22 protein-coding genes are annotated in these 22940 nt (G+C 70.1%); 6 read left to right on the forward strand and 16 right to left on the reverse strand.

Annotated features, from left to right (window positions below; translation table 11 throughout):
- Positions 1-11 precede the first annotated feature (11 nt).
- Together nagA and AB0C38_RS03500 are read right to left on the reverse strand one after the other, a co-directional pair.
- Positions 12-1163, reverse strand: coding sequence for an N-acetylglucosamine-6-phosphate deacetylase (gene nagA / locus AB0C38_RS03495; protein ID WP_360667465.1), 1152 nt, complete (start codon positions 1161-1163; stop codon positions 12-14).
- 91 nt (positions 1164-1254) lie between these two features.
- Positions 1255-1827 (reverse strand): SigE family RNA polymerase sigma factor, encoded by a 573-nt coding sequence (locus tag AB0C38_RS03500; protein WP_360667468.1) that lies wholly within the window; start codon positions 1825-1827, stop codon positions 1255-1257.
- Between the two features lie 201 nt (positions 1828-2028).
- Here AB0C38_RS03500 and AB0C38_RS03505 point away from each other — a divergent pair, with 201 nt between their 5' ends.
- A complete protein-coding gene (locus tag AB0C38_RS03505) occupies positions 2029-2313 on the forward strand; it encodes a YciI family protein (protein WP_360665806.1) in 285 nt (94 codons plus the stop codon).
- On the opposite strand, the gene AB0C38_RS03510 is transcribed toward AB0C38_RS03505, so the two are convergent.
- The 6 genes from AB0C38_RS03510 to AB0C38_RS03535 form a co-directional block, all read right to left on the reverse strand.
- A complete protein-coding gene (locus tag AB0C38_RS03510) occupies positions 2308-3300 on the reverse strand; it encodes a PDR/VanB family oxidoreductase (protein WP_360665809.1) in 993 nt (330 codons plus the stop codon). The genes AB0C38_RS03505 and AB0C38_RS03510 overlap by 6 nt on opposite strands.
- Entirely contained in the window at positions 3297-4148 is an 852-nt protein-coding gene (locus AB0C38_RS03515) for a metal-dependent hydrolase (RefSeq protein ID WP_360665812.1), read from the reverse strand. The genes AB0C38_RS03510 and AB0C38_RS03515 overlap by 4 nt, the downstream gene beginning before the upstream one ends.
- Positions 4145-5617: an NAD(P)/FAD-dependent oxidoreductase gene (locus AB0C38_RS03520; protein ID WP_360665816.1), complete on the reverse strand. Its 1473-nt coding sequence runs from the start codon at positions 5615-5617 to the stop codon at positions 4145-4147. The genes AB0C38_RS03515 and AB0C38_RS03520 overlap by 4 nt, the downstream gene beginning before the upstream one ends.
- A gap of 81 nt (positions 5618-5698) precedes the next feature.
- A complete protein-coding gene (locus AB0C38_RS03525) occupies positions 5699-6172 on the reverse strand; it encodes a pyridoxamine 5'-phosphate oxidase family protein (protein ID WP_360665818.1) in 474 nt (157 codons plus the stop codon).
- A gap of 10 nt (positions 6173-6182) precedes the next feature.
- A complete protein-coding gene (locus AB0C38_RS03530; protein WP_360665821.1) occupies positions 6183-7097 on the reverse strand; it encodes an SDR family oxidoreductase in 915 nt (304 codons plus the stop codon).
- A gap of 82 nt (positions 7098-7179) precedes the next feature.
- The gene (locus AB0C38_RS03535; protein ID WP_360665824.1) at positions 7180-8088 is read right to left on the reverse strand and encodes an aldo/keto reductase; all 909 of its coding nucleotides are present in this window, start codon (positions 8086-8088) and stop codon (positions 7180-7182) included.
- A 63-nt stretch (positions 8089-8151) separates the two neighbouring features.
- Between AB0C38_RS03535 and AB0C38_RS03540 the strand changes: the two genes are divergently transcribed.
- Both AB0C38_RS03540 and fbaA read left to right on the forward strand, forming a co-directional pair.
- Positions 8152-8976, forward strand: a complete 825-nt coding sequence (locus tag AB0C38_RS03540; RefSeq protein ID WP_360665827.1) for an LLM class F420-dependent oxidoreductase — start codon at positions 8152-8154, stop codon at positions 8974-8976.
- A 153-nt stretch (positions 8977-9129) separates the two neighbouring features.
- Positions 9130-10161, forward strand: a complete 1032-nt coding sequence (fbaA, locus tag AB0C38_RS03545; RefSeq protein ID WP_360665830.1) for a class II fructose-bisphosphate aldolase — start codon at positions 9130-9132, stop codon at positions 10159-10161.
- 93 nt (positions 10162-10254) lie between these two features.
- Here the strand turns inward: fbaA and AB0C38_RS03550 are convergent, their stop codons facing one another.
- Together AB0C38_RS03550 and AB0C38_RS03555 are read right to left on the reverse strand one after the other, a co-directional pair.
- Positions 10255-10530, reverse strand: coding sequence for a PhdYeFM domain-containing protein (locus tag AB0C38_RS03550; RefSeq protein ID WP_360665833.1), 276 nt, complete (start codon positions 10528-10530; stop codon positions 10255-10257).
- A 17-nt stretch (positions 10531-10547) separates the two neighbouring features.
- A complete protein-coding gene (locus AB0C38_RS03555) occupies positions 10548-11729 on the reverse strand; it encodes a hypothetical protein (RefSeq protein ID WP_360665836.1) in 1182 nt (393 codons plus the stop codon).
- Positions 11730-11958: 229 nt separating this feature from the next.
- Here AB0C38_RS03555 and AB0C38_RS03560 point away from each other — a divergent pair, with 229 nt between their 5' ends.
- Positions 11959-12369, forward strand: coding sequence for a DUF3151 domain-containing protein (locus tag AB0C38_RS03560; RefSeq protein WP_360665839.1), 411 nt, complete (start codon positions 11959-11961; stop codon positions 12367-12369).
- A gap of 61 nt (positions 12370-12430) precedes the next feature.
- On the opposite strand, the gene AB0C38_RS03565 is transcribed toward AB0C38_RS03560, so the two are convergent.
- Positions 12431-13654 (reverse strand): alpha/beta fold hydrolase, encoded by a 1224-nt coding sequence (locus AB0C38_RS03565; RefSeq protein WP_360665842.1) that lies wholly within the window; start codon positions 13652-13654, stop codon positions 12431-12433.
- Positions 13655-13743: 89 nt separating this feature from the next.
- On the opposite strand from AB0C38_RS03565, the gene AB0C38_RS03570 reads away from it, so the two are divergent.
- Entirely contained in the window at positions 13744-14388 is a 645-nt protein-coding gene (locus tag AB0C38_RS03570; RefSeq protein ID WP_360665845.1) for a TetR/AcrR family transcriptional regulator, read from the forward strand.
- Between the two features lie 6 nt (positions 14389-14394).
- Here AB0C38_RS03570 and AB0C38_RS03575 read toward each other — a convergent pair whose 3' ends face one another.
- The 3 genes from AB0C38_RS03575 to AB0C38_RS03585 all read right to left on the reverse strand — a co-directional run bounded on the left by AB0C38_RS03575 (position 14395) and on the right by AB0C38_RS03585 (position 18635).
- Positions 14395-15501 (reverse strand): GGDEF domain-containing protein, encoded by a 1107-nt coding sequence (locus tag AB0C38_RS03575; RefSeq protein ID WP_360667471.1) that lies wholly within the window; start codon positions 15499-15501, stop codon positions 14395-14397.
- Positions 15502-15882: 381 nt separating this feature from the next.
- Entirely contained in the window at positions 15883-17142 is a 1260-nt protein-coding gene (locus tag AB0C38_RS03580) for an MFS transporter (RefSeq protein ID WP_360665848.1), read from the reverse strand.
- Between the two features lie 347 nt (positions 17143-17489).
- Entirely contained in the window at positions 17490-18635 is a 1146-nt protein-coding gene (locus tag AB0C38_RS03585) for an LLM class flavin-dependent oxidoreductase (RefSeq protein WP_360665851.1), read from the reverse strand.
- 399 nt (positions 18636-19034) lie between these two features.
- Here AB0C38_RS03585 and AB0C38_RS03590 point away from each other — a divergent pair, with 399 nt between their 5' ends.
- Positions 19035-20912 carry an FAD/NAD(P)-binding protein gene (locus tag AB0C38_RS03590; RefSeq protein ID WP_360665853.1) on the forward strand — a complete coding sequence of 626 codons (1878 nt, stop codon included), beginning with the start codon at positions 19035-19037 and terminating at the stop codon, positions 20910-20912.
- On the opposite strand, the gene AB0C38_RS03595 is transcribed toward AB0C38_RS03590, so the two are convergent.
- Positions 20896-22002, reverse strand: coding sequence for a glycosyltransferase (locus AB0C38_RS03595; RefSeq protein WP_360665856.1), 1107 nt, complete (start codon positions 22000-22002; stop codon positions 20896-20898). The two genes, AB0C38_RS03590 and AB0C38_RS03595, sit on opposite strands and share 17 nt — an antisense overlap.
- 17 nt (positions 22003-22019) lie before the next feature.
- The gene (locus AB0C38_RS03600; protein WP_360665859.1) at positions 22020-22913 is read right to left on the reverse strand and encodes a glycosyl hydrolase family 18 protein; all 894 of its coding nucleotides are present in this window, start codon (positions 22911-22913) and stop codon (positions 22020-22022) included.
- Positions 22914-22940 lie beyond the last annotated feature (27 nt).

Genomic DNA, 22940 nt, shown 5'->3' on the forward strand with positions numbered 1-22940 from the left:
CTCGTCGAAAATCAGGTACTCAAGGTAGCCGTACCCACCTCGGCGACCCATTCACCCCGGCGGAGCACCTTCGCGGGCCGCAGGTCCTGGTCGAGGACGACGATGTCGGCCACGTACCCGGGGCACAGCATCCCGGTGCGGTCGGCGATGCCGAGCAGCTCGGCGGGCCGTTGCGACGTCGCGTGCACCGCGTCGAGGATGCCGAGTTTCGCACCCCGGACCAGATTGCGGAAGGCGGTGTCCATCGTCAGGGTGCTGCCGGCCAGCGAACCGTTGTCCGCGAGGGTGGCGACGCCGTCGTGGACATCGACCTCGAGGCGGCCCAGCGTGTAGCGGCCGTCGGCGGCGTCGGTGGCCGACATCGCGTCGGTGATGAGCACCGTCCGGTTGCGGCCCGCGTGCTTCGCCGCCAGCCGCACGACGGTCGGGTGCAGGTGCACCAGGTCGCAGATGAGCTCGATCGTGATGCGCTCGTCATCGAGCAGGGCCCCGACCGGGCCGGGCTCGCGGTGGTGCAGCGGCCGCATGCCGTTGAACAGGTGCGTCGCCACCGAAGCGCCCGCGTCGATGGCCGGCAGCAGCTGCTCCTCGACGCCGTCGGTGTGCCCGATGGCGGCGATGACGCCCGATTCGGCCAGCTGCCGGACGGCCTTGACGCCGCCGTGCAGCTCCGGGGCGATGGTGACCATCCGGATCGCGCCCTGGCCGGCCCGCAGGAGCTTGTCGACCGTGCCGGTGTCCGGCTCGAGCAGCGTCTCCGGGTCGTGCGCCCCGCAGCGGGCCTTCGAGATGAACGGCCCCTCGAGGTGGATGCCCGCGACCTCGCCGTCCTGGACGATCTCACGCAGCGCGGCGACCTGCTCACGCAGGATGTCCACCGGATCGGAGACCAGGCTGGCGAGCATGGTCGTGGTGCCGTGCCGGCGGTGCGCTCGCACCGCCGTCAGGAGCTCGTCGGGATCGAGGGAGGTGAACGAAGCACCTCCCCCGCCGTGGCAGTGGGTATCGACGAATCCAGGCACGACCAGTGCCCCACCGACGTCCACGTGCTCGCCGGACGGCGGGGTCCCCGAACCCACGCCGGCGATCCGCCCGTCGGAGACGGCCACCCAGCCGTCGTCGAGTACACGGTCCGGGGCAGCGACCCGGCCGCCCATGATCACGAAATCTCCGGCGCCTCTCACGCACCCCAGCATATATTGGTCTGGACCAAGCATGGTGATACGACTCAGTGATCGGAATGGTCCACCCGGGTCACTGTGGGGCCTGCATGGCCTTCTGGAGTGCCTCGAGCGCCCGGCTGGCGGTCGACTTAACGGTACCCTTGGAGATGCCTGCGGCCTCAGAGATTTCGGCCTCGCTCAGCCCACCGTAGTAACGCAGCACCAGCACTTCGCGCTGGCGGGGCGGCAGCTTGGACAGCGCGCTGACCACGGCTTGGTGCTCGCTGGAGAGCATCGCGAGGCTCTCGGCGGACCGCGCGTTGACCGCGTGCGGCGGCACGTACTCGCGGGCCGTCTTGCGCCGGCGCAGCACGCTGCGAGAGCCGTTGACCACGGCGGTGCGCAGGTAGCCGACGGCGGCCGCGGCGTCCCGGAGCCGGCCCCAGTTGCGATGCAGGCCGGTGAAAGCCTCCTGCACCACGTCTTCCGCTGTCGCGGGCTCGTCCACCAGCAGAATCGCCAGCCGGACCAGCCGCATGCGGTGCTGGCGGTAGAGGTCTTCGAGGTTCAGCGGTGCCGGCGTCTGAGCCGGGGCCGGACCGTCCATGACCCGCAGGTGGCCGAGGGTTGCCTCGACACTGCGTTCCGCATTGCCCTCGAGCATGAACCCCTGCCTGTCCTCGACCCCGGTTTGCACGGTGTGTCGCGTCAGCAGGTTCACGGTATTCACAGCGCTCACACAGGTACTGACGCACGCCCAGCCTATCGGGTTGGCCTCCCCGCGCCACAGATCGGATGCTGGGACACGGCGACGACCCGGGTAGCGTCGGTCCCGTCCCGCCCCTGCCCGACCCCGGAGATCCACATGGCCTGGTTCCTCGTCGAAATCACCTACGTCCAGGAGAAGATGCCGGCGGTCCGGCCGCGGCACCGCGAGTTCCTGGGCAAGCTGGCCGAAGAGGGGCGCGTCGCGGTCGCCGGGCCGCTCGGCGACGGCTCCGGCGGTCTCACGCTCTACCAGGCCGACGACGAGGCGCACCTCAAGGAGACGATCGACCAGGACCCGTACTTCCTGGAAGGCGTCATCGCCGACCGCAGCATCCGCGAGTTCAAGCCGGTGATCGGCGCCTGGCTGCCCGCGGGCTCATAGGTCGAGCACGGTGGTGGCGCGGTCGACGCAGATCCGCATCGACCCGCCGCCGGCCGCCGGCACCGCGCACGTCCCGCAGAAACCCTGGCGGCACGAATACGGCGTGCCCGGTCGCGCCTCGAGGAGGACGTCGAGGGCGGTCCGGTCGGCCGGGACGTCCAGCACCTGTCCTGACCTGCGAAGAGTCAGCTGGAACGGCGCGCCGGAGACGATCGGCGGCGGGGCGAACCGCTCGAAGTGGACGGCTTTCGCGCCGGTCAGCTCCAGGTCGACGCGCACGCCGGTGATCATCGGCACCGGCCCGCAGCAGTACACCGAAGCGCCGTCCGGCAGCCCGTCGAGGAGCTCCGCGCCCGACGCGGGGACGCCGTACTCCGTGTCCGGCCGGATCCACACGCGGTCGTCGTCCGCCAGTTCGTCGAGGAACGGCATCGATTCGCGGCTGCGGCCGGTGTAGACCAGCCGCCAGTCCGCGCCGAGGGCCGTCGCGCGGCGGACCATCGGCAGGATCGGCGTGATCCCGATGCCGCCCGCGATGAACAGGAACGGCCCGCCGCCGACGAACGGGAACGCCGTCCGCGGGCCGCGCACGGTGACCCGCGTGCCCGGCCGCAGGGAGTGGACCTCGGCCGACGCGACGCCGATCTTCCGCACCGCAATGCGGTAATGGTCCTTTTCGGACGGGTCGCCGCACAGCGAGTACTGCCGCACGAGCCCGGACGGCAGCACGAGGTCGAGGTGCGCGCCCGGCCGCCAGCCGGGCAGCGGCCCGCCGTTCGAAAGGCGCAGGCTGACGACGTCCTCGGTCTCGGCTTCGACGGATTCGACGACCAGGGGCAGGTTCCGGTCCACCGCGCGCACCGGCGGCCGCCGTTTTCCGCTGAACCGCGACAACCGGCGGTACGCGCCCACGACACCGACCAAAGTGGACATCAGGTGGTCGGTCCGGTCGCTGCCGTCCAGCCGGGTGGGCTGGCCGAGGGTCACCCCGCCGCCCGCGCGGCGGGCGAGCTCGCCAGGTAGGCCACCGCCTGCTCGGTGCTCCCGGTCTCCGACGGGTGGTAGGTCTTCCGGAAGTACGGCCGGATCTCGCGCAGCAGCTGACGCCCGGTCGGCAGCAGCTCCCGCTTCGCCGCCCGGCGGTAGCCCCGGAAGGTCGCGCGACCTGGGCGGGTCGGGTCGTTGCGCATCAGGTACCGCGTGCCGCGGAGGAACACCCACGCCAGCACCGGTGTCACCGCCGCCATGCTGCGCACCCGGCGGGTGTACCGGCCGTCGAGGTGCATGAACAGGTCGAACGCGACGGACCGGTGCTCGACCTCTTCGGCGCCGTGCCAGCGCAACAGGTCGAGCATCACCGGGTCGGCCCCGGCGCCCTCCAGGGGCGCGTCGAGCACCCACTGGCCGAGGAACGCGGTGTAGTGCTCGATCGCGGCGACGATCCCCAGCCGTTCGACCAGCCACTCCTCGGCGGCCTGGCCGGTCAGGTCGCGGTCGCCGAGCAGCTTGCGGAACAGCCACTCCATCTGCGCGATGTACGGCCGCACGCGGACACCGGCGGCTTCGAGGTGGGACGCCGCGCCGGCGTGGGCCTCGGCGTGCACCGCTTCCTGGCCGATGAAACCGAGGACGTCCGCCTTGAGCCGCTCGTCGCGGATCAGCGGCACGGCCTGCTTGAAGACCTCGACGAACCAGCGTTCGCCTTCGGGCAGCGCCAGGTGCAGGACGTTGATGGTGTGCGTGGCCTGCGGTTCGCCGGGGATCCAGTGCATCGGCAGCGCCGCCCAGTCGAACTTCACGTCCCGCGCATGCAGGACGAGCTGCTCGTCCGTCATGACGAGCGTCCGGACAGCTCGAAGTCGGCGGGGTCCACCTTCCGCGTCTCCAGCCAGTAGCGCCAGGTGAAGCCGGGCCAGATCGTCCGGTTCACGCCCTTGGCGTCGAGGTACCAGCTCTTGCAGCCGCCCTGCGTCCAGACGCCCTTGACCAGCTTGTCCTGGATGTCCCGCTGGAACTTGTCCTGCACGCCCGGCCGGACGTCGAGCGCGGCGGCGTCGCGGGAGCCGGCGAGCTTGATGGCGTCGACGACGTACCGCGACTGCGACTCGATCATGAACACCACGGAGTTGTGGCCCAGCGCGGTGTTCGGGCCGAGCAGGAAGAACAGGTTCGGGAAGCCGGAAACCGCGATGCCCTTGTGGGTCTGCATGCCTTCGGCCGCCCACTCCTTGGCGAGGTCGCGGCCGTCGATCCCGGTGATGTCGAGGTACTCCAGCGCGTCCGTCACCTTGAACCCGGTGCCGTAGACGATCGCGTCGACCTCGTGCTCGACGCCGGCGGAGTCGACGATCGAGTGCGCCTTGACCTCCTTGATCCCGGAGGTGTTCACGTCGACGTTCGGCCGGTCCAGCGCCGGGTAGTAGTCGTTGGAGATCAGGACGCGCTTGCAGCCCATCGTGTAGTCGGGCGTGACCTTCTTGCGCAGCACGGAGTCCTTGATGCCCTTCGCGATGTTGCGCTTGGCGATCAGCTCGCCGGCCTTCATGATCGCCGGGTGGCCGTTGAAGCCGATGGCGCGCGCTTCGAGGAACCAGTACAGCGCGTTGCGGTAGAGGCGCTGGGTGCCGGGGACGCGCTTGAACAGCGTCTGCGCCCACGACGGCATCGCGTGGTCGGGCTTCGGCATGATCCACGGCGGCGTGCGCTGGAACAGCGTCAGCTCGGCGACGTCCGGGGCGATCTTCGGGACGAACTGGACGGCGCTGGCGCCGGTGCCCACGACGGCGACCTTCTTGCCGCGCAGGTCGTATTCGTGGTTCCACTGCGCGGAGTGCCAGGTCTGGCCCTTGAACTTCGCGATCCCGGGCAGCTGGGGGACCTGCGGGATGTGCAGGCCGCCGACGCCGGAGACGAGGAACTGCGCGACGAACTCGCGGCCGTCCTTCGTGGTCGCCGTCCAGCGGCGCGCCTGCTCGTCCCAGTGCGCGCCGGTGAGCTCGACGCCGAACCGGATCTTCTCGCGCAGCCGGTACTTGTCCGCGACGCCCTTGAGGTAGTCGAAGATCTCCGGCTGCGGCGAGAACGACCGCGACCAGTCCGGGTTCTGCTCGTACGAGAACGAGTACATGTGCGACTGCACGTCGCACGCGCACCCGGGGTAGGAGTTGTCGCGCCAGGTGCCACCCACCTCGGTGGCCTTCTCCAGGATCACGTAGTCCCGGATGCCGGCCTTTTCGAGCTGGATCGCCTGGCCGAGCCCGGAGAACCCGGTGCCCACGATCACGACCTTGAACCGCTCGGTCATCTGTCGGCCTCCGCTGCTTCGAGGATGCTGCGCAGATGACGTTACCTCAAGTAACAGTTACTTGGAAGTACTCCCTACCGACTAGTACGTCCCGCCGAGCTTCGTGTGGTCCCAGCTGACGATCTTCGTCGGGTGGAAGATCAGCCCGATGCGTTTCGGGGCCTGACCTGCGATGAAGGCGCTCAGTTCGGACGGTACGGGGTCGCCGGGCTTGGCGCCCGCGTACCGCTGCATGAGCGTGATCCCCATCCGGGTGACTTCCGCGGTGTCCTCGATGAGCTGGACGTCGGCTTCGAGCGAGATGCCCCGGAGCTTCTCGTAGCTGTCGCCGTCTTCGATCAGCACGGTCGCCTCCGGCAGCCGCCGCAGGTTCTTCGCCTTCTGCGACGTGCCGTACGTCCAGGTCGCGACGCCGTCCTCGTGCGGGAAGTACCAGAGCGGCGCGAGGTGCGGGCGGCCGTTCGGGCCGACACTGGCGACGTTGATGACCTTCTGCTCGCCGAGGTACGCGCGCACCTCGTCCTCGGTCATCCGGATCTGGTCCCGACGCGACATGCGCGGCTCCCTACGACTTCGTCGTCGCCGCGCGGCCGCCGTGCCCGGTGACCGCCGACTCGAACGCGCCGCGCGCCTCGATGTCGGCCAGCGCGGCCTTGTCCGCCGAAGGTACCCGGCTGCGGGAGCCGATTTCGATGATCGGCGGGAGGAACGCGCGGATCAGCTTCAGGCCGCCGACCCAGCGCGGCACGTGGATGGTCCGGGCGCGCTTGAGGATCCCGGCTTCGAGGTCGTCCAGGGCGACGTCCAGCGGGTAGGTCTTGCCGATCAGGCCGGGCATCGACGAGCGGAGCTTGCCGAACACCGGGTGCGCGTCGGCGCTCTCGACCAGGTCGGTCCGGATCCACGTCGGGTGCGCGACGCCGACCTTGACGCCCAGGTGGGCGACTTCGGCGCGGAGGCTGTTGGAGAACGCCTCGACGCCGGCCTTAGCGGCGGAGTAGTTCGCCATACCGGGCGCGTGCGTGATCGCGGCGAGGCTCGAGATGGCCAGCAGGTAGCCCTTGCGCTCGATGACGTGCGGGAGCGTGACGCGGAACGTGCGCCAGACGCCGAGCAGGTCGACCTCGATGACCTTCTCGAACGCGGCCCGGTCGACCGAGCGGACGAAGCCCGCGGTCGCGATGCCGGCGTTGGCGATGACGATGTCGATGCCGCCGAAGTGCTCGACGACGCCGGCCGTGGCGGCTTCGAGCGCGTCCCAGCTCGTGACGTCGGCTTCCCAGGACTTTGCGTTGGCGCCGATGCGGTCGGCGACCTTCTGCTGTTCCTCGGCTTCGAGTCCGACGAGGGCGACCTTCGCGCCGCGGGCGGCGAGGCGTTCGGCCAGCCCGGCGCCGATGCCGCGGGCGGCGCCGGTGATCAGCACGACCTTGCCGTCGACCTTCTTGGTGCCGCTCAGCAGCGAAAACGGGTTGGCCACGGTGCCCTCCTGGACGTCGCACGTCGCTATCTGGAGGGCACCGTACCTCAACTTACCGCCAGTAAGCTACCCGATAGTAGGTTCAGGCTTCGCTCAATGCGGCGACCTCGGCGTCGGACAGTTCGAGCTCCACCGACGCGATGAGGTCGGTGAGCTGCTCGGGCGTCCGGGCGCTGGCGATCGGCGCGGCGACCGTCGGCTGCTGCCGCAGCCAGGCGAGCGAGACGGTGGCGACCGAGACGCCGTGTGCCGCGGCCACCTCGTCGAGCTTGGCCAGCACGCGCTCGCCGTCGGCGTCCAAATAGGACTCCGCGCGGGCGGCGCGCGGGCTGTCGCTTTCCGCGCCCTTCGTGCGGTACTTGCCGGTGAGGAACCCCTTCGCGAGGGCGAAGTACGGCAGCGTGGCCAGGCCTTCGCGCGAGACGAGCGGGGCGAGATCGCGCTCGTAGTCCCGCTCGACCAGGTTGTAGTGCGGCTGCAGGACGGCGTAGCGCGCGAGACCGTTCTGGTCCGAAATGGACAGTGCTTCGGCGAGCCGCTCGGCGCTGTAGTTGGACGCGCCGAGGTGGCGGACCTTGCCCGCGCGGACCAGCGCGTCGAACGCGGTCAGGGTCTCTTCGAGCGGAGTGTCCGGGTCATCCCGGTGTGCGTAGTAGAGGTCGATGTGGTCGGTCTTGAGGCGGCGCAGCGAGTCCTCGGCCGCGGCCTCGATGTTCTTCGCGGACAGGCCCGGCCGGCCGTCCCACATGCCGACCTTGGTCGCGACGACGACGTCGTCCCGGTTGCCGCGCGCGGCGAGCCAGTTGCCCAGGATTTCCTCGGAGCCGCCACCCCCGCCGTAGAGGTCGGCGGAGTCCACGAAGTTGCCGCCGGCCGCGGTGTAGGCGTCGAGCACGGCGAAGGACTGCGGCTCGTCCGCCGTCCAGCCGAAGACGTTGCCGCCGAGGTTGAGCCCGTACACGTCGAGGTCGGTGTTACCCAGCTTGGTCATGACCCCGACGTTAGTTCGCCGATCCCGGGAGGAAAATCGCCGTCCCACGCGTTGGAGTGTTCCATGGCTATCGAACTGGGCAAGCTCGGAATCTGGCGGTACCACGCGAACGTGGATGCGAAGTTCGCGGCGGAGGCGGAGAAGCTCGGCTACGGGGCGATCTGGCTGGGTGGTTCGCCCGGCGCCGGCGACCTCGCGGCCGTGGACGACCTCCTCGCGGCGACGGAGTCGCTGGTCATCGCGACCGGCATCGTGAACATCTGGCAGGACGACCCGGCGTCGATCGCGAAGGTGTACGAGCGTCTCGCGGCGAAGTATCCGGACCGCTTCCTGCTGGGCGTCGGCGCGGGTCACCGCGAAGCGACGAAGGAGTACAAGAAGCCATACGCGGCGCTGGTCGACTACCTCGACGGCCTGGACGCGGCGGGGGTCCCGGTCGGTGGGCGGGCCCTGGCGGCGCTCGGCCCGAAGGTGGTCAAGCTCTCCGGCGACCGCACGGCGGGCGCGCACCCGTACCTGACGACGCCGGAGCACACCCGCGACACCCGCGAGATCCTCGGCGCGGGCAAGCTGCTGGCCCCGGAGCACAAGGTCGTCTTGTCGACCGACGTGGACGAGGCGCGCGCGATCGGCCGGGCGACGGTGAAGTACTACCTGGGGCTGTCGAACTACGTCGCCAACCTGCGCAAACTCGGCTTCACCGACGCCGATCTGGAAGGTGAGGGCAGCGACCACCTGGTCGACGCCCTGGCCCTGCACGGCGACGCGCCGACGATCGCGCGTGGCCTGTCGGCGCACCTCGAGGCGGGGGCGGACCAGGTGATCGTCCAGGTCCTCAACGAAGACCCGTGGCCGGCCTACCGCGCGCTGGCTTCCGAACTGGTGTGATCCCCGTCCGGCCGCCGGTTCGCCCGGCGGCCGGACGCACTCCTTCTGAACCGATTCCACGTGCGGAGAAGTTTCTGTGCGGGGACCGGTGTGCGGCGGCGGTCCACCTCGTACGATGCGGTCGGGACCCATCCCTGCCAAGGAGGAATACCGATGCCCATCGCGACCCCCGAGGTCTACGCGGAGATGCTGGATCGGGCGAAGGCGAACGAGTTCGCCTACCCGGCCATCAACGTGACCTCGTCCGAGACCGTGAACGCCGCCATCCGCGGCTTCGCCGAGGCGGAGAGCGACGGGATCATCCAGTTCTCCACCGGCGGTGCGGAGTTCGCGTCGGGCCAGAAGGTCAAGGACATGGTGACCGGCGCGGCCGCGCTCGCGGAGTTCGCGCAGGTCGTGGCGGCGAAGTACGACGTCAACGTCGCGCTGCACACCGACCACTGCCCGAAGGACAAGCTGGACGGCTTCGTCCGCCCGCTGATCGAGATCTCGGCGGAGCGCGTCAAGAACGGCCAGAACCCGCTGTTCCAGTCCCACATGTGGGACGGCTCGGCGATCGACCTCGACGAGAACCTCGAGATCGCCGCGGAGCTGCTCGCCAAGACGGCGGCCGCGAAGATCATCCTCGAGGTCGAGATCGGCGTCGTCGGCGGCGAAGAGGACGGTGTCGAAGCCGAGATCAACGAGAAGCTGTACACCGCCGAGGGCGACTTCCTGAAGACGATCGACGCGCTGGGCTCGGGCGACCGCGGTCGCTACCTGCTGGCGGCGACCTTCGGCAACGTCCACGGCGTGTACAAGCCGGGCAACGTGAAGCTGCGCCCGGACGTGCTGAAGGGCGGCCAGGAAGCGGCGGCGAAGAAGCTCGGCCTCGACGCCGGCGCGAAGCCGTTCGAGCTGGTCTTCCACGGCGGCTCGGGCTCGCTCCCGGAGGAGATCCGCGAGGCGGTGTCCTACGGCGTGGTGAAGATGAACGTCGACACGGACACGCAGTACGCGTTCACGCGCCCGATCGTGGACCACTTCTTCAAGAACTACGACGGCGTTTTGAAGATCGACGGCGAGGTCGGCAACAAGAAGGTCTACGACCCGCGGTCGTACCTGAAGGCCGCGGAGACCGGCATGGCTCAGCGGGTGGTCGAGGCTTGCCAGGCCCTCGGCTCGGCTGGGACGAAGGTCAAGTAAGCCGCACACACGAAGGGGCCGCCACGGCTGTGGCGGCCCCTTCGTCGTGTTCAGACCTCGACGACTTCGAGCAGGGACGGCAAGCCACGGGGTTCAGCGGCGCGTGCGCTCCCAGGGGTCGTCGTCATCGATGCGATCTTCGCCGAACACCGCATCGGCCTCTTGACGCATCGTGGACGCATCCACTTCCGGCAGCCGCTGGTGCCGTTCCACCAGCTCCTCCGCGGTCAGCCGGCCTCGCTGGACGAATGGTCGCAACTCGGCGATCTCCACACCATTGCGCGCGATGTGGAAGGTCTCGCCGGCTTCGACGGCGTCCATGACTGCGGCGAAATTTTCGTCCAACTCCCGCTGGCTGATGATCTTCACCAAGCAAGTGTGGCGCGCTACACCGAGACCAGCTTCGCGGCCCGCCGCCGGGTCAGCGGGCCGGCCGCCGCCCACAGGGCGAACACCCCGCCCAGCACCACCAGCGCCGTCCAGTACGCCACGGGCGGGGCCGACTCCGTGTGCGCGTCACCCAGCACCCACGGCCGGAACTGTGACTGCAGCCACAGCGCCCCGTATCCGAACGCCGTCACCAGCAACGCACCCGCGCCCGCTGTCAGCAGGCCGTGGTCGCGGCCGATCGCGAACGCCAAGTCCACCGCCAGCCCCACGGCCAGCAGGTAGAACGGCACCGTCGACACCGGGAAGCCCATCCCCAGCAGCAGCGGCCACATCACCGACCGATACGCCACGTACGCCAGCGCCACCGCCGAAGCCGCCCAGCGGAAACCCAAAGTGCGCCGGGACAGGGCCAGGATCAGGGCCATCACGCCGATGCCCCACAGCGGGTACACCCACTCCGGGATCGGCATCGTGAAGTGCATCACCGCGGTCCGGTCGACCGGGTGCCCGATCTGGCCGGCCGCGAAGTCCAGCAGCGACGGCTCGGCCTCCGGCGCCCCGCGCTCCCACGCGCGCAGGCCGAGGATGCCGTACTCCTGCTGGCCGTTCGGGAAGAACGTGTTCTCCAGGAAGAACGCCCACAGCGCGAGCAGCACGCCCGTCCGGAAGCGGCCGGGCGGGGACGACCGGAGCCACCCCAGCAGCACGCCCGCCTGCATGATGCCCGTGCCCAGGTAGAGCATCATGTGCGACGGGCTCCACGCGGTCAGGTCGAGACCGTTGACGCGGTGGTTGATGACGTCCAGCGGCGCCGCGACCAGGAACGTCAGCAGCCCGATCTGCATCAGCCGCAGTGACGTCTTGTCGGCGCCCAGGCCCGTGTAGCTGTGGATCGCCACCAGCACGACGATGATCACCGTGCCGACGGTGTTGATCAGGTGCGGCGGCGCCAGGTCGTCGCGCAGCCACATGAAGTGCCACGACATGTCCCACGACGAGCCCACCAGCTTGAACGCGAACGCCGCCAGCCACATCCCGTAGCAGAAGCGGAGCACCCAGTCCGGTGTCGGCTGCCCGGGGGTGCCGCGGTGCCAGTACCGCGTGAAGAAGAGCCGGGTCTTGCCGATCGGGCTGCGCGGGATCACGTCCACGACCGGGACGTCGACTGCCTTGGCCATGCGGACATCATGGCCGGTCATGGTCACGACCGCGCAAAGACCACGAAAAACCCGGGTTCACCCCTACGGGTGGACGACTTGCTTTCGCCCGGCGCGGGTTGGCAGGGTGTGCCGCCATGATGCCGAAACGAGTTGTGGCCGCCGTCCTGATCGGCGCGCTGGTACTGGCCGGCGGCGGGGTTCTCGCGGGCCTGTTCTTCTGAACCGGGCGCGTGGGCAGAATGGGGTCATGACGCACAACCTGCTCGGCCCCGAGCCGACGCTGCTGCCCGAGCACACCGCCGCCCAGGCCGCGCTCGACGCCGGGAACGACCCGGCGACCGTCGCGGCCGAACACCCCGACTACAGCGAGGCGTGGGCCTCGCTGGCCGAGAAGGCCTTCGAAGCGGGCGAGACCGTCGCCGCGTACGCCTACGCGCGCACCGGCTACCACCGCGGTCTCGACCAGCTGCGCCGGGCCGGCTGGAAGGGCTTCGGCCCGGTGCCGTGGGCGCACCGCCCGAACCAGGGGTTCCTGCGGGCGCTGGCCGTGCTGGGCAAGTCCGCCGGGAAGATCGGCGAGACCGAGGAGTACGACCGCTGCCGGACGTTCCTCGCCGACTCCGACCCCGCCGCTTCGGAGGCCACCGGCCTTAAGTGACCCAAAGCCGTGAAGGCCTCCTTACCGGCCATAAGAGCCGGTAAGGAGGCCTTCACGGCTTTCAGAACAGGCCGCAGTTGGAGAGTGCCGGGAGGCCGGCGAAGCGGGCTTCGAGCCACGCGAACGCCTCCGGGAACGCCCGCACCGCGCCGAGTACGTGCGTGGGCACCAGCGTCGTGCTGAACCGCACCTTCACGCCCTTGCCGCACCACGTCCGGCCCAGGTCGCGGTCCTGGGCGTAGGGCACGATGTCGTCGAGTGCGCTGTGGACGATCAGCACCGGCGCCGTCGGCTTCAGCGTCCCGATCTTCTGCTCGGCCACCCGCGACCGGTACGGCTCCTCGCCGAGGTACGCGGTGAGTGAGCGGCCGTCGGTCGTCAGCGTCGACGACTGCGTGAACGCGTGCGCGGCGATCGCTTCCACCGTGCACTCGGTCCGGACCTGCTCGAACAGCTGCTTGCCGCGCGTGTTGAGCAGCGCCGGGATGTCCAGCTCGGGGTACGCGTAGTTCATGCTCACCAGCGCGAAGCCGAGGAAGCCGACCGCGTAGTGGCCGTCGAGGTTCTTGGCGACCTCGCCGAGGTCCGCCGGCACCGCGCCCGCGTACGCGCCCTTCAGCTTCAGCTCGGGGGCGTAGCTCGGTTGCAGCTCCGCCGCCGCGGCCGAAGCGCCGCCGCCCTGGGAGTAGCCCGCGATCGCGACCGGGCCGTCGTCCGGCAGCCCCGCCTCCGGCAGCCGCTGCGCCGCGCGGATCGCGTCGAGCACCGCGTGTCCCTCCGACGCGCGGTTGACGTACGTGTGGTCGCCCGGCGTGCCGAGGCCCTCGTAGTCGGTCACGACGACGCCGTAGCCCCGCGCCAGCAGCCCGGCGATGAACGGGCCTTCGTACTCGAAGCCGGCGGCAAGCGCTTTCGACGGCGCGCAGTCGTCGCCCTCGCCCTGCGTGCCGACGGCGTAGGAAACGATCGGGCGCACGCCGGCGCCGTGCCAGGCCGCCCGCGGGGTCAGCACCGTGCCGGTGACCGCGATCGGCGAACCGTGCGTGTCGGTGCTGCGGTACATGATCCGCTCGACCCCGGCGTCGGCCTTGATCAGCTTGATCGGGTCGAGGTAGAACGTCGACGTCTCGTGCCGGATGACGTCGCCGTCGCTGCCGGCCGGCAGGGGCGAAGGAGGGTCGTAGAACGACGCGGCGGAGGCCGGCGGCGGGCCGAGTACCGCCAGGGCCAGAACGGAAACCGTGGCGACCGCCGCGGAGAGGGCGCGGCGAGGGAAGATACGCATGCTTGCTCCTCGTTGAGCAGGACTAGTGCGCGGGGGAACACCTTTTTTGACAGAGGTGTCGGAAAAAGAATCACGTGAGGTGGACCACGATGTCAAGCCCCGCTCCGCGCGGGCGGCCGCGCAAGCTCCCGGTCGGGGAGCAGCGCGCCCGCGTGCTGCGCGCGACGGCGAGGGTCGTCGCGCAGCACGGGATGCAGGGCGCGACGATCGAGCAGATCGCGCGCGAAGCCGGCGTCTCGCGCCAAGCCGTCTACGAGCAGTTCGGCGACCGCGCGACGCTGTTCGCCGAGGTCGTGGCCGAAACCGAGGAGCGCGCGTTCGCCGCGATCGCGGGCCCGTCGGTGACCGACCCGCAGCCCGGCCTGCGGGCCTGGGCGCGCGCCAACTACGCCAACATGGTCACCTTCGTCGCGGACAGCCCGGAGGCCTACGGAGTGCTCCGCGCGGCCGAGCGCGCGGGCGACCCCGCTCTCACCCGGTTGAGGGAGAGGCTGGCCGTCGTCTACGCCGACGCGAGCCGCAAGCGGTGGGCCGCGCACGGCATCGACTCCGGCCGCGCCGACCGCGCGCTCGTCACGCTCTTCTTCGCGATGACGGAGTCACTGGTCCAGGCGACCTGGGACGGCGAGCCGCCGGACCAGGAAGCCCTGATCGACCTGCTCACCGAATTCACGGTCGGTGGAGTCGCCCGCCTCCAGGCGAAGGCGAGCGACGTCATCGACCGGCTGCGGTAAGCGCAGCTAAGCCGCGGCCAAGGCCACTTCGGGAGACCCCACCACCCGGTTGCGCCCGCCGTCCTTGGCCGCGTAGACGGCCGCGTCGGCGGATGCCATCACTTCCTCGATCGACGACCCGTCGAGCGGGTAGGCGGCGACGCCGATGGACGCCGTCTGCCGTTCGATGTCGACGACGGCGCCTTCGTTGGTCTTCGTGCTGATGACCAGCTCGCTGACCCGTTGCCGGATCCGTTCCGCCGTGACGATGGCGTCCTCTTTGGACGTCGCGGGTAACAGCGCGACGAACTCCTCGCCGCCGAACCGGCCGACCAGGTCGTGCGCCCGGGTCTCCTGCCTGACCACGGCGGCCACCGCCTTGAGCACGTCGTCCCCCGCGAGGTGCCCGTAGGTGTCGTTGATCCGCTTGAAGTGGTCGAGGTCGATCATCATCGCGCCGAAGCTGCCGCTGTCGCGCTGGGCGCGCGAGATCTCCCGCTGCGCGCCGTCCTGCCAGGTGGTGGCGTTGAGCAGCTGCGTCTTCTGGTCGGTGGTGGCCAGCTCTTCGAGCCGCTTGATCAGCATCGACCGCTGCAGCACGTACAGCGGCAGGATGACGAGCACCGACAGCAGGGGCTCGTCGGTGAGCACCATGACCAGCAACCCGCCGACGCACAGGGTCGCCAGCTCCAGCAGGTTGTCGTCCATGTTCCCCAAGCAGCCCTCGACGGTGGCGTTCGCCTGGTTGGCCAGGTAGAGGCCGACGCTGGTGAGGAGGGCGTTGACGACGAAGTAGGTGGCCACCGCGAGGCACACGACCGGCACGTTGATCTGCGGTGAGACGAGCATCGCGAGCCCGGCGGTGCAGGCGGACAGGCTGGCGGTGGTGGCGTTGGCCGCGACGCGGTGGGCCTGTCCGGGGCGGGTGCCCGACCAGCTGCGCAGCGCCATGTTGACGTACAGCGACACGCTCAGCAGGGCGACCAGCTGGGCGGGCAGCAGCAGCCCGGCCGGGATCAGCCAGACCGACGTCATGTTGACGTGGGAGCTTTCACTCAGGCTGCGGCGGGCCCGCTCGATGCGGCGGCTGACCTCGTTCTGCGCGACGGCAAGCGCCAGGAGCAGCGCGAACATGCCATAGTGGTCGATGGAAGCCGGAGTCGTGAAGGCGGCGGTGACCGCCCACGCCACGGCCGCGGTGATGGCGGTCAGCGTGAGCGCGATCCAGCGTGGCGGCCGCCGCCACAGCGCCCAGTCGGCAACACCAAGAATCCGGCCTTGTCCAGATCGTTCCCCCAATGTGACCATTTTTCCCCCAAGCTCTTGCGCTGTAGCGCCGTGACAACCCACTCACGGACAGTTTCAGCCCGTTTGCCTCCTGTCCACAAGGGCTTTCGGTGTGTACCTTTTTCCTGACGCCGAATGAAGGGTGACCAGCGATGCGAACCAGAGACCAGTAGCAGGGCGCACCGCAAGGTCGCGAGGTCTAGTACACCCGCGCGTGGAGCACGCGATTCAGGCGTGTTCGGCGCGCGGGGCTTCGTCGTCCACCTGGGCGTCCCGGTCCGCGGTCATCGAGCGGTACCACGTGAGCGCGAGCGGCAACGTGAGTATCAATCCGGCAACGCCGAAGATGCCGACGGTCGTCTGCGCGCCTACGAGGTCCGTCAGCACGCCGCCGATGAGCGGGCTGACGCCGAGCATCGTCGTCAAGCCCGTGTTGGACAGGCCCATCGTCTGAGCGCGGTTCTCATCCGGCACCGCGAGCGTCAGCGAGGCCGTCGCCTGGAGCAGCGCGACCGAACCGAACGCGCCGGACAGGACGAAGAGGACGATCGACACCCACGGGTTCGGCTGCGCGAAGCCGGCCAGCATGGGCACCGCGCACAGCGCCGACAGCGGTCCGATCAGCTTCGGCCGGGCTTCGGCGGGCACCCACCGCGTGAACACGAACGTGCCGATGACGCTGCCCACCGGGTCGGCCGCGAGCAGGAGCCCGACGAGCTCGGGCCCGCCGCCCGCCGATGAGACGTACGGCGCGGCGATCCCCTCGTAGACCGGCAGCAGCCCCATCAGCCAGGTGAACAGCACGAGCGTCCGCAGCGCGGGGTTGGCGAACGCCACCCGGCTGCCGGTGCCGATCATGGCGAAGAACGGCTTCCGCTTCTCGGCGTTCGCGGCGGGCGGCCGGGCCCGCACGCCGAACCGGACGAAGCCGGCGGACAGCAGGAACGTGGCCGCGTCGACCACCAGGGCGACGTGCGGGTCGAGGGCCAGCAGCAGCGCACCGCCGCCGGCGAAGCCGAGCAGCTGCGCGGACTGCACGGTCATGCTCCGCACGCCCATGCCGACGACGAACCGGTCGCCTTCGAGGATCTGCGGCAGCAGCGCGAGCTGGGCGGCCTTGAACGGCGGGTTCAGCAGCGAGACGCCGGCGACCAAGACGCAGACGGCCCAGAACGGCAGCGACGGAATGGCGACGAGCAGGATCAGCCCGGCGCGTGCCAGGTCGACGACGACCATCACGGTCCGCCGCGAGTACCGGTCGGCGAGGCCGGTGAGGAAGATGCCACCGAGCAGCGAAGGCGCGAAGGTCAGCGCGTAGGTGAGGCCGGTCAGCGTGGCGGAGCCGGTGACGGTGAAGACGAGGATGGACAGCGCGACTCTGGCCAGCTGGTCGCCGGCGATCGACAGCAGTTCCCCGAACCACAGCGCGCGGAACTCGGCGATTCCGAACACCTCGCGGAACGTGACGCGATCCCGCGGAGCTGCCATGCGCTTTCTCCCGACCTCTTGTGCAGACCGTGCCCTTCACATGACCGTTGGTGATAAAAAGGCTGATCGGTCATGAGGCAGTCACGGTACGTGAGTTACCTCAGCCAGTGTCCCGTGACTGTTGGTAAATCTCTAGGTTCTTTCGCCGGTATCGAAGGTGTCACGGAGCTTTCCCGAACGGGTCAGACGATAGCCCGCAGTGTCTAGCCGGTCGCCCAGGAGTTACCAATGGATCATTCCGTACCCGATGGGCGGAGGACCAGAGGCAAAAGTAGCCACCTCGCGACGCGGCGAGGTGGCTACTGGAGGAGAAGCGGTCAGCGAGGGACTGACCAGGGGAAACGGATTCAGCCGTCGACGGCCAGGGCGTCCTCCGCCGGCACACGGGTGACCCCGGACGCGCGTTCCGCGTCCCGCTTGGCCACCTCTTCCCGCACGATCGGGATGACGTACCGGCCGAAATCGATCGTGTCGCCGAGCATGTCGTAGCCCCGCGCCGACAGGATCTCCACGCCCAGGTCGTAGTAGTCCAGTAGCGCCTGCGCGACCGTCTCGGGCGTGCCGACCAGCGCGTTCGAGTTGCCCGCGCCGCCGGTCGCGGCCGCGGTCGGGGTCCACAGTGCCCGGTCGAACCGTTCGCCCCGCGCCGCGACGGACAGCAGCCGCTGGGAGCCGGTGTTCTCGGGCTCGGTGAGCTTGTGCCGCCGGGTCAGCGGCTGCCCGCCCTTCGTCCGGTCCTTGATCGCCCCCACGGTCGCGTAGGCCTTCTCCCAGGCCAGCTCCTCGGTCGGCGCGATGATCGGCCGGAACGCGACCTGGATCCGCGGCACGTCCGTGCGGCCGGCCGCCTTCGCGGCCGCTTTGACGGACTCGATCTGCTCCGCGGTCTGGGCCAGCGGCTCGCCCCAGAGGCAGTAGATGTCCGCTTCGGCGCCTCCAGCGGCGTACGCGGCGGGCGACGAGCCGCCGAAGGAGACGCCTGGTCGCGGCTGTTGCACCGGCTTGACGTCGCTGACGTAGTCCGCGAAGCGGTAGTACTCGCCGTCGAAGTCGAAAGGCTCGTCCGACGTCCACGCCTGCTTGACGATCTGGATGGCCTCGCGCGTGCGCGCGTACCTCTGGTCCTTGGTGAGGTAGTCGCCTTCGCGCTGCTGCTCGTGGTCGTTGCCGCCGGTGATGAAGTGCACCGTCAGGCGGCCGTCGGAGATCCGGTCGAGCGTCGCGAACGTCTTCGCCGCGAACGTCGGGGAGGAGACGTTCGGGCGGTGCGCGAGCAGGATCTGCAGCTTGTCCAGCTTCGTGGCGACGTACGCGGCCGCCTGCGCGGGGTCGGGCGAGCCCGAGCCGTACGCGAACAGGACCCGGTCCCAGCCGAAGTCCTCGTGCGCGCGGGCCAGGCGCAGCGTGTACTCCTTGTCGAACACCCCGCCCGAGCGGGCGTGCGTCTCCGACCCGTCGTGCGTGCCTCCGATGCCCAGGAACTCCACCGGCATTCCGTCACCCTCTCTCGCGTCGCTACCGCCAGAGCTACGCCTGGCGGGAGGCAGGCGGCAACGCAGTCCGCAGGGTGGAACTCAGGCCCGGCGCCGCCCGGTTGAACACGACGGTCAGGGAGGGTGCCGACCACGTCCTGCGCGGTGTGGACGCGGTGCGGCGGGCCGATCTCATCCGCCACGTCTTCGCAGGTGCGGCACTGTGCCCATGCGGGGCTCCGCCACCCGGACTCCCGCAAAACGGGGGTGAAGGCCCGGCGCCCAGGTGGACGACGGACAAGTCCGCTCCTCTCGCCGACGTGCCCCGGCGCCGCGCACCGGAGTGTTTGGTTTTATTCCCGGAATTCCGGAGTATGGGAAGGACGCCCTGGTCGGAGGCCCCGGCGTAACTTCGGCTCCATGGCCGAGCGCGCGCCGTTCACCCTCGCCGTCGTGGGCGCCGGACCCCGCGGGGTCGGCGTCCTCGAACGGCTCGGCGCGAACTCCGATCTCCTGCGTGATCGCCGGCTCGAGGTGCACCTGATCGACCCGTTCCCGCCGGGGCCCGGCCGGGTGTGGCGGTACGACCAGTCACCGCTGCTGCGGATGAACTCCATGCCCGAGGACGTCACGATGTTCACCGACGACTCGGTGAAGATGGCGGGCCCGGTGCGGCCGGGGCCGTCGCTGCTGGAGTGGGCGCGGAAGGTGCGTGACGGCGCACTCGACGCCGAGGTCCCGCCCGACGTCGCCGCCGAGCTGACCGCGCTCGACAGCTTCGACTTCCCGACCCGGCGGCTGCAGAGCGCCTACCTGACCTGGGTCTACCGCAAGGTCCTCGGCGACCTGCCCGAAGGCATCGACGTCGTCGAGCACGCGGCGCGGGCCGTGGAGGTCGACGGTCACACCGTCAGCCTGTCCGACGGCACGGCCGTGCGCGCGGACGCCGTCGTGTTCACCGTCGGGCACCTCGACGCCGAACCGGACGAACGCGAGCGCGAGCTCGTCACGTTCGCCGCGCGGCACGGGCTCGCCTACTACCCGGCCGGCTACACCGCCGACGTCGACTACTCCGGCATCGCGCCGGGCGAAACCGTGCTGGTGCGCGGGTTCGGGCTGGCGTTCGTCGACCTGATGCTCCTGCTGACCGAGGGCCGCGGCGGCCGGTTCGAGGAGCTCCCGTGCGGCGGCCTGCGCTACCACCCGAGCGGCACCGAGCCGGTGCTGCACGTCGGCTCGCGGCGCGGAGTGCCCTACCACGCGAAGATCGGCTACCGGCTGCGCGGCAAACCGTTGCGGCTGCCCAGGTTCTTCGACGCTTACGCCATGGACGGCCTCGCCGGGGAGGCCCTCGACTTCCGCACGGACGTCTGGCCGCTGATCGCGAAGGAACTGGCCTGGGGCTACTACAGCGAACTGTTCACCGGGCACCCCGACCGCGTGCGCATGGACTTCGTCGTGTTCGCGGACGCCTTCGCCGACCTGCCGTGGGATTCGCCGGGCATGCGGGACCTCGTCATGCGGGCAGTGCCCGCCGAGGCCGACCGCCTCGACCTCGACCACCTCGACCGGCCGATGGCAGGCCGGGAGTTCGGCTCGGCGGAGGAGTTCGGCAAGGAACTGCGGGAGTACGTCGAGGCCGACCTCGCCCGCCGGGCGGACCAGGAGTTCAGCGCCGACCTCGGCGCGTTCATGGCGCTGCTCTCGGTGTACAGCCAGCTCCCGGTGCTCGTCCAAAAAGGACGGCTGGACGCGGCCTCCCAGGTGTCCGACATGGACGGCTGGTTCCACGGGTTCTTCTCGTACTACGCCAGCGGGCCGCCGCCGCGCCGGCTGGAAGAGCTGCTGGCCCTGCACCAAGCGGGCGTGGTTTCCTTCGCCGGCGCGGAAATGCGGGTGACAGCGAAAGACGGCAGGTTCGTCGCGGCCAGCGAAAGCTACCCGGAAACGGTGTCGGCGCGCACGCTGGTCGAAGCCCGGCTGCCGGGCCCGAGCGTCACCCGGGCGGCGGACGGCCTGCTCCAGCAGCTGCGCGACACGGGCGAGCTGGCCGAGGAGACGGTGACGGACCCGGTCACGGGCGCGCTGCTGCCGTCGGGCCGGATCCACACCCGCGTGTCGGACTCCCGCCTGCTCGACGGCACCGGCCAGCCGCACCCGCACCGCTTCGCGGTGGGCCCGCACACGAGCGCCCGCTCGGCGGCGGCGTTCACCCGGCCCCGGACGAACGCGCAGTCCTTCCGCCAGAACGACGCCGTCGCGCGCGAGATCCTGGCGCTGGTCAGCCCGCCCAGCTGACGATTTCCGCCAATACCTGCGTCGGCGGCGGCATTTCCGCGATCTCGCCCGCGATGCCCCGGGCGACGTCGCGGGGTTTCGGATCGTCGAGCAGTTCGCGGGCCGCCGCCTCGATCGCGTCGAGCCGGATCGCGTCGCCGAGCAGGGACTTCGCCGCGCCGAGCGTCGAGAGCGTGTCCGCGTTCGCGAACTGGTCGGCACCCTGCGGCAGGATCAGCTGCGGCAGCCCGGCCGCGAGCGACGCGAGCACCGTGCCCGTGCCGCCGTGGTGCACCACCAGGCCCGCGTGCTTCAGCACCTCGGCTTGCGGCACGAACCCTGCCGCCTGGACGCGGTCCGGGAGAGAACCGAGCAGCGCGGGATCGCCGGGCCCGAGCGCCACCAGCACGTCGACGTCCAGGCGGGACAACGCGCGGATCGCGCCGCGCAGGACGTCCGTCGCGCCGAAGACCACCGTGCCGAGCGTCAGGTAGACGAAGCCGTCCTCGGGCAGGGGCGGCAGCGGGACGTCGGGGTCGAACGGCGTCGGGCGCATCCGGAACACCGTCGGCACGGAAGCGGTGCCCGGGTCGCGGAGGCTGTCCGGCCAGACGTCTACGCAGGCGTCGCCGAAGAGCGCGTCCGCGGGGAGCGTGCCCCACAGCGGCCGCAGCCGTTCGGCGGCGACCGCCAGGACCTCCGGCGGCATCGACCGCCCGATGACGACCGACACCGCGGGGATGCCCGCGCGGCGCGCCGCCACTCCGGCGCCGACGTCGCTCATCTCGTAGACGACCAGGTCCGGACGCAGTTCCGGGAGCAGCGGCGTCAGGTCCTCGAGGAGTGATCGCGGCAGCAGCTCGGCGAACATCGTGATGCCGACGTCGAGGAAGCCGGCGTCCTCGCCGTGCCGCTTCTTGGCTTCGGCCTCCGCCTCGCCGATGCCGATCCCGGCGCGGTGGACCTCGAAGCCGAGGTCACGCACCTTGGGCACGAACGCTTCGCCGGTCCCGAAGACGACTTCGTGACCGGCTTCGGCCGCCGCGTTCGCCAACGGCAGCAAGGGAAACAGGTGGCCGTACGCCGGGCGGCACGTGAACAGGATCCGCACCGCCCCGAGCGTACTCGTCAGCCCTTCACGACCGGCGCGATTTGCTGCGTCCACTGCTGCGGCGCCGACGTCCCGCCCGGCAGGGAGTTGAAGTACTCCCAGCCGTCGATCCCGCCGAAGTCCGCATACTTGCCGATGAGGCTCCGCACGGTCGACTGGAGTGTCGACATGGCGACGTACCCGCTGCAGTTGGCCGGGTTGGTCACGGTCCCGGCGACGACCTTGCTCGCCGGCACCACCCCGCGGCGGATGATGTTGTCATATCCCGACGTGCTCGAAAGCGAGCCCCAGCCGCAGTAGAACTGCGTGTTGAACCAAGAGATCTGGCTGCCGCGGTCGCGGTAGAGCGTGTCGTAGTTGAGGCCCGAGAGCCCGCCGCCGCCACTCAGCTCGGTCGCGACCGGGGCGAGCGTGACGAGGAACGAGCTGCCGAAGTCGGCCCTCAGCGCGTCGATGAGCTTGGTGAGCGCGCCGTTGGACATGTGCTCTTCGATGTCCAGGTCGATGCCGGAGAGCGAGTACGTCCGGATGAGGTTCCGCAGCAGCGGGTAGTAGGTGTCGAACTGGGTTTCGAGCCGCTGGAAGCTGCCCGCGGCGGCCCCGCCGACGAACGCGAGCACGTGCACGCCCTGGCTGCGCAGGGTTGCGAGGTCCTGCCACATCCGCGTGAACTTGGACGCGTTCGGCGGATCGTCGTTGAGGTGCACGACGCTGTTGGTGTCGAGGTGGATGGCTCCGACGACGACGTCCGTGGCCCCGGCGTCGCGCAGAGGCAGCGGCGAGACGTAGGTGGAGCCGTTGTAGATGGTCTGGTAGTAGACGACAACCCTGCGCGCGGCGGCGGCCGAAGCCGGCACCGCACCCGAAATCATCAGCACCAAGGCCACGAAGGCCACGCCGATCCTCCGCATGGTCCAGACCATACGTCGCGGTCGGTG

It is taken from the genome of Amycolatopsis sp. NPDC048633, from assembly GCF_040650695.1.
In the GTDB taxonomy this organism is placed as follows: Bacteria; Actinomycetota; Actinomycetes; order Mycobacteriales; family Pseudonocardiaceae; genus Amycolatopsis.

What these genes read in the sequence shown, in the direction of transcription:
- AB0C38_RS03600 (WP_360665859.1), bottom strand. Translation starts at nt 22,913, where the DNA reads ATGCGGAGGATCGGCGTGGCCTTCGTGGCCTTGGTGCTGATGATTTCG.
- AB0C38_RS03525 (WP_360665818.1), bottom strand. Translation starts at nt 6,172, where the DNA reads ATGTCGCGTCGGGACCAGATCCGGATGACCGAGGACGAGGTGCGCGCG.
- AB0C38_RS03505 (WP_360665806.1), top strand. Translation starts at nt 2,029, where the DNA reads ATGGCCTGGTTCCTCGTCGAAATCACCTACGTCCAGGAGAAGATGCCG.
- AB0C38_RS03590 (WP_360665853.1), top strand. Translation starts at nt 19,035, where the DNA reads ATGGCCGAGCGCGCGCCGTTCACCCTCGCCGTCGTGGGCGCCGGACCC.
- fbaA (WP_360665830.1), top strand. Translation starts at nt 9,130, where the DNA reads ATGCCCATCGCGACCCCCGAGGTCTACGCGGAGATGCTGGATCGGGCG.
- AB0C38_RS03515 (WP_360665812.1), bottom strand. Translation starts at nt 4,148, where the DNA reads ATGACGGACGAGCAGCTCGTCCTGCATGCGCGGGACGTGAAGTTCGAC.
- AB0C38_RS03585 (WP_360665851.1), bottom strand. Translation starts at nt 18,635, where the DNA reads ATGCCGGTGGAGTTCCTGGGCATCGGAGGCACGCACGACGGGTCGGAG.
- AB0C38_RS03565 (WP_360665842.1), bottom strand. Translation starts at nt 13,654, where the DNA reads ATGCGTATCTTCCCTCGCCGCGCCCTCTCCGCGGCGGTCGCCACGGTT.
- AB0C38_RS03555 (WP_360665836.1), bottom strand. Translation starts at nt 11,729, where the DNA reads ATGGCCAAGGCAGTCGACGTCCCGGTCGTGGACGTGATCCCGCGCAGC.
- AB0C38_RS03520 (WP_360665816.1), bottom strand. Translation starts at nt 5,617, where the DNA reads ATGACCGAGCGGTTCAAGGTCGTGATCGTGGGCACCGGGTTCTCCGGG.
- AB0C38_RS03535 (WP_360665824.1), bottom strand. Translation starts at nt 8,088, where the DNA reads ATGACCAAGCTGGGTAACACCGACCTCGACGTGTACGGGCTCAACCTC.
- AB0C38_RS03540 (WP_360665827.1), top strand. Translation starts at nt 8,152, where the DNA reads ATGGCTATCGAACTGGGCAAGCTCGGAATCTGGCGGTACCACGCGAAC.
- AB0C38_RS03570 (WP_360665845.1), top strand. Translation starts at nt 13,744, where the DNA reads ATGTCAAGCCCCGCTCCGCGCGGGCGGCCGCGCAAGCTCCCGGTCGGG.
- AB0C38_RS03575 (WP_360667471.1), bottom strand. Translation starts at nt 15,501, where the DNA reads ATGTTCGCGCTGCTCCTGGCGCTTGCCGTCGCGCAGAACGAGGTCAGC.
- AB0C38_RS03560 (WP_360665839.1), top strand. Translation starts at nt 11,959, where the DNA reads ATGACGCACAACCTGCTCGGCCCCGAGCCGACGCTGCTGCCCGAGCAC.
- AB0C38_RS03580 (WP_360665848.1), bottom strand. Translation starts at nt 17,142, where the DNA reads ATGGCAGCTCCGCGGGATCGCGTCACGTTCCGCGAGGTGTTCGGAATC.
- AB0C38_RS03500 (WP_360667468.1), bottom strand. Translation starts at nt 1,827, where the DNA reads ATGCTCGAGGGCAATGCGGAACGCAGTGTCGAGGCAACCCTCGGCCAC.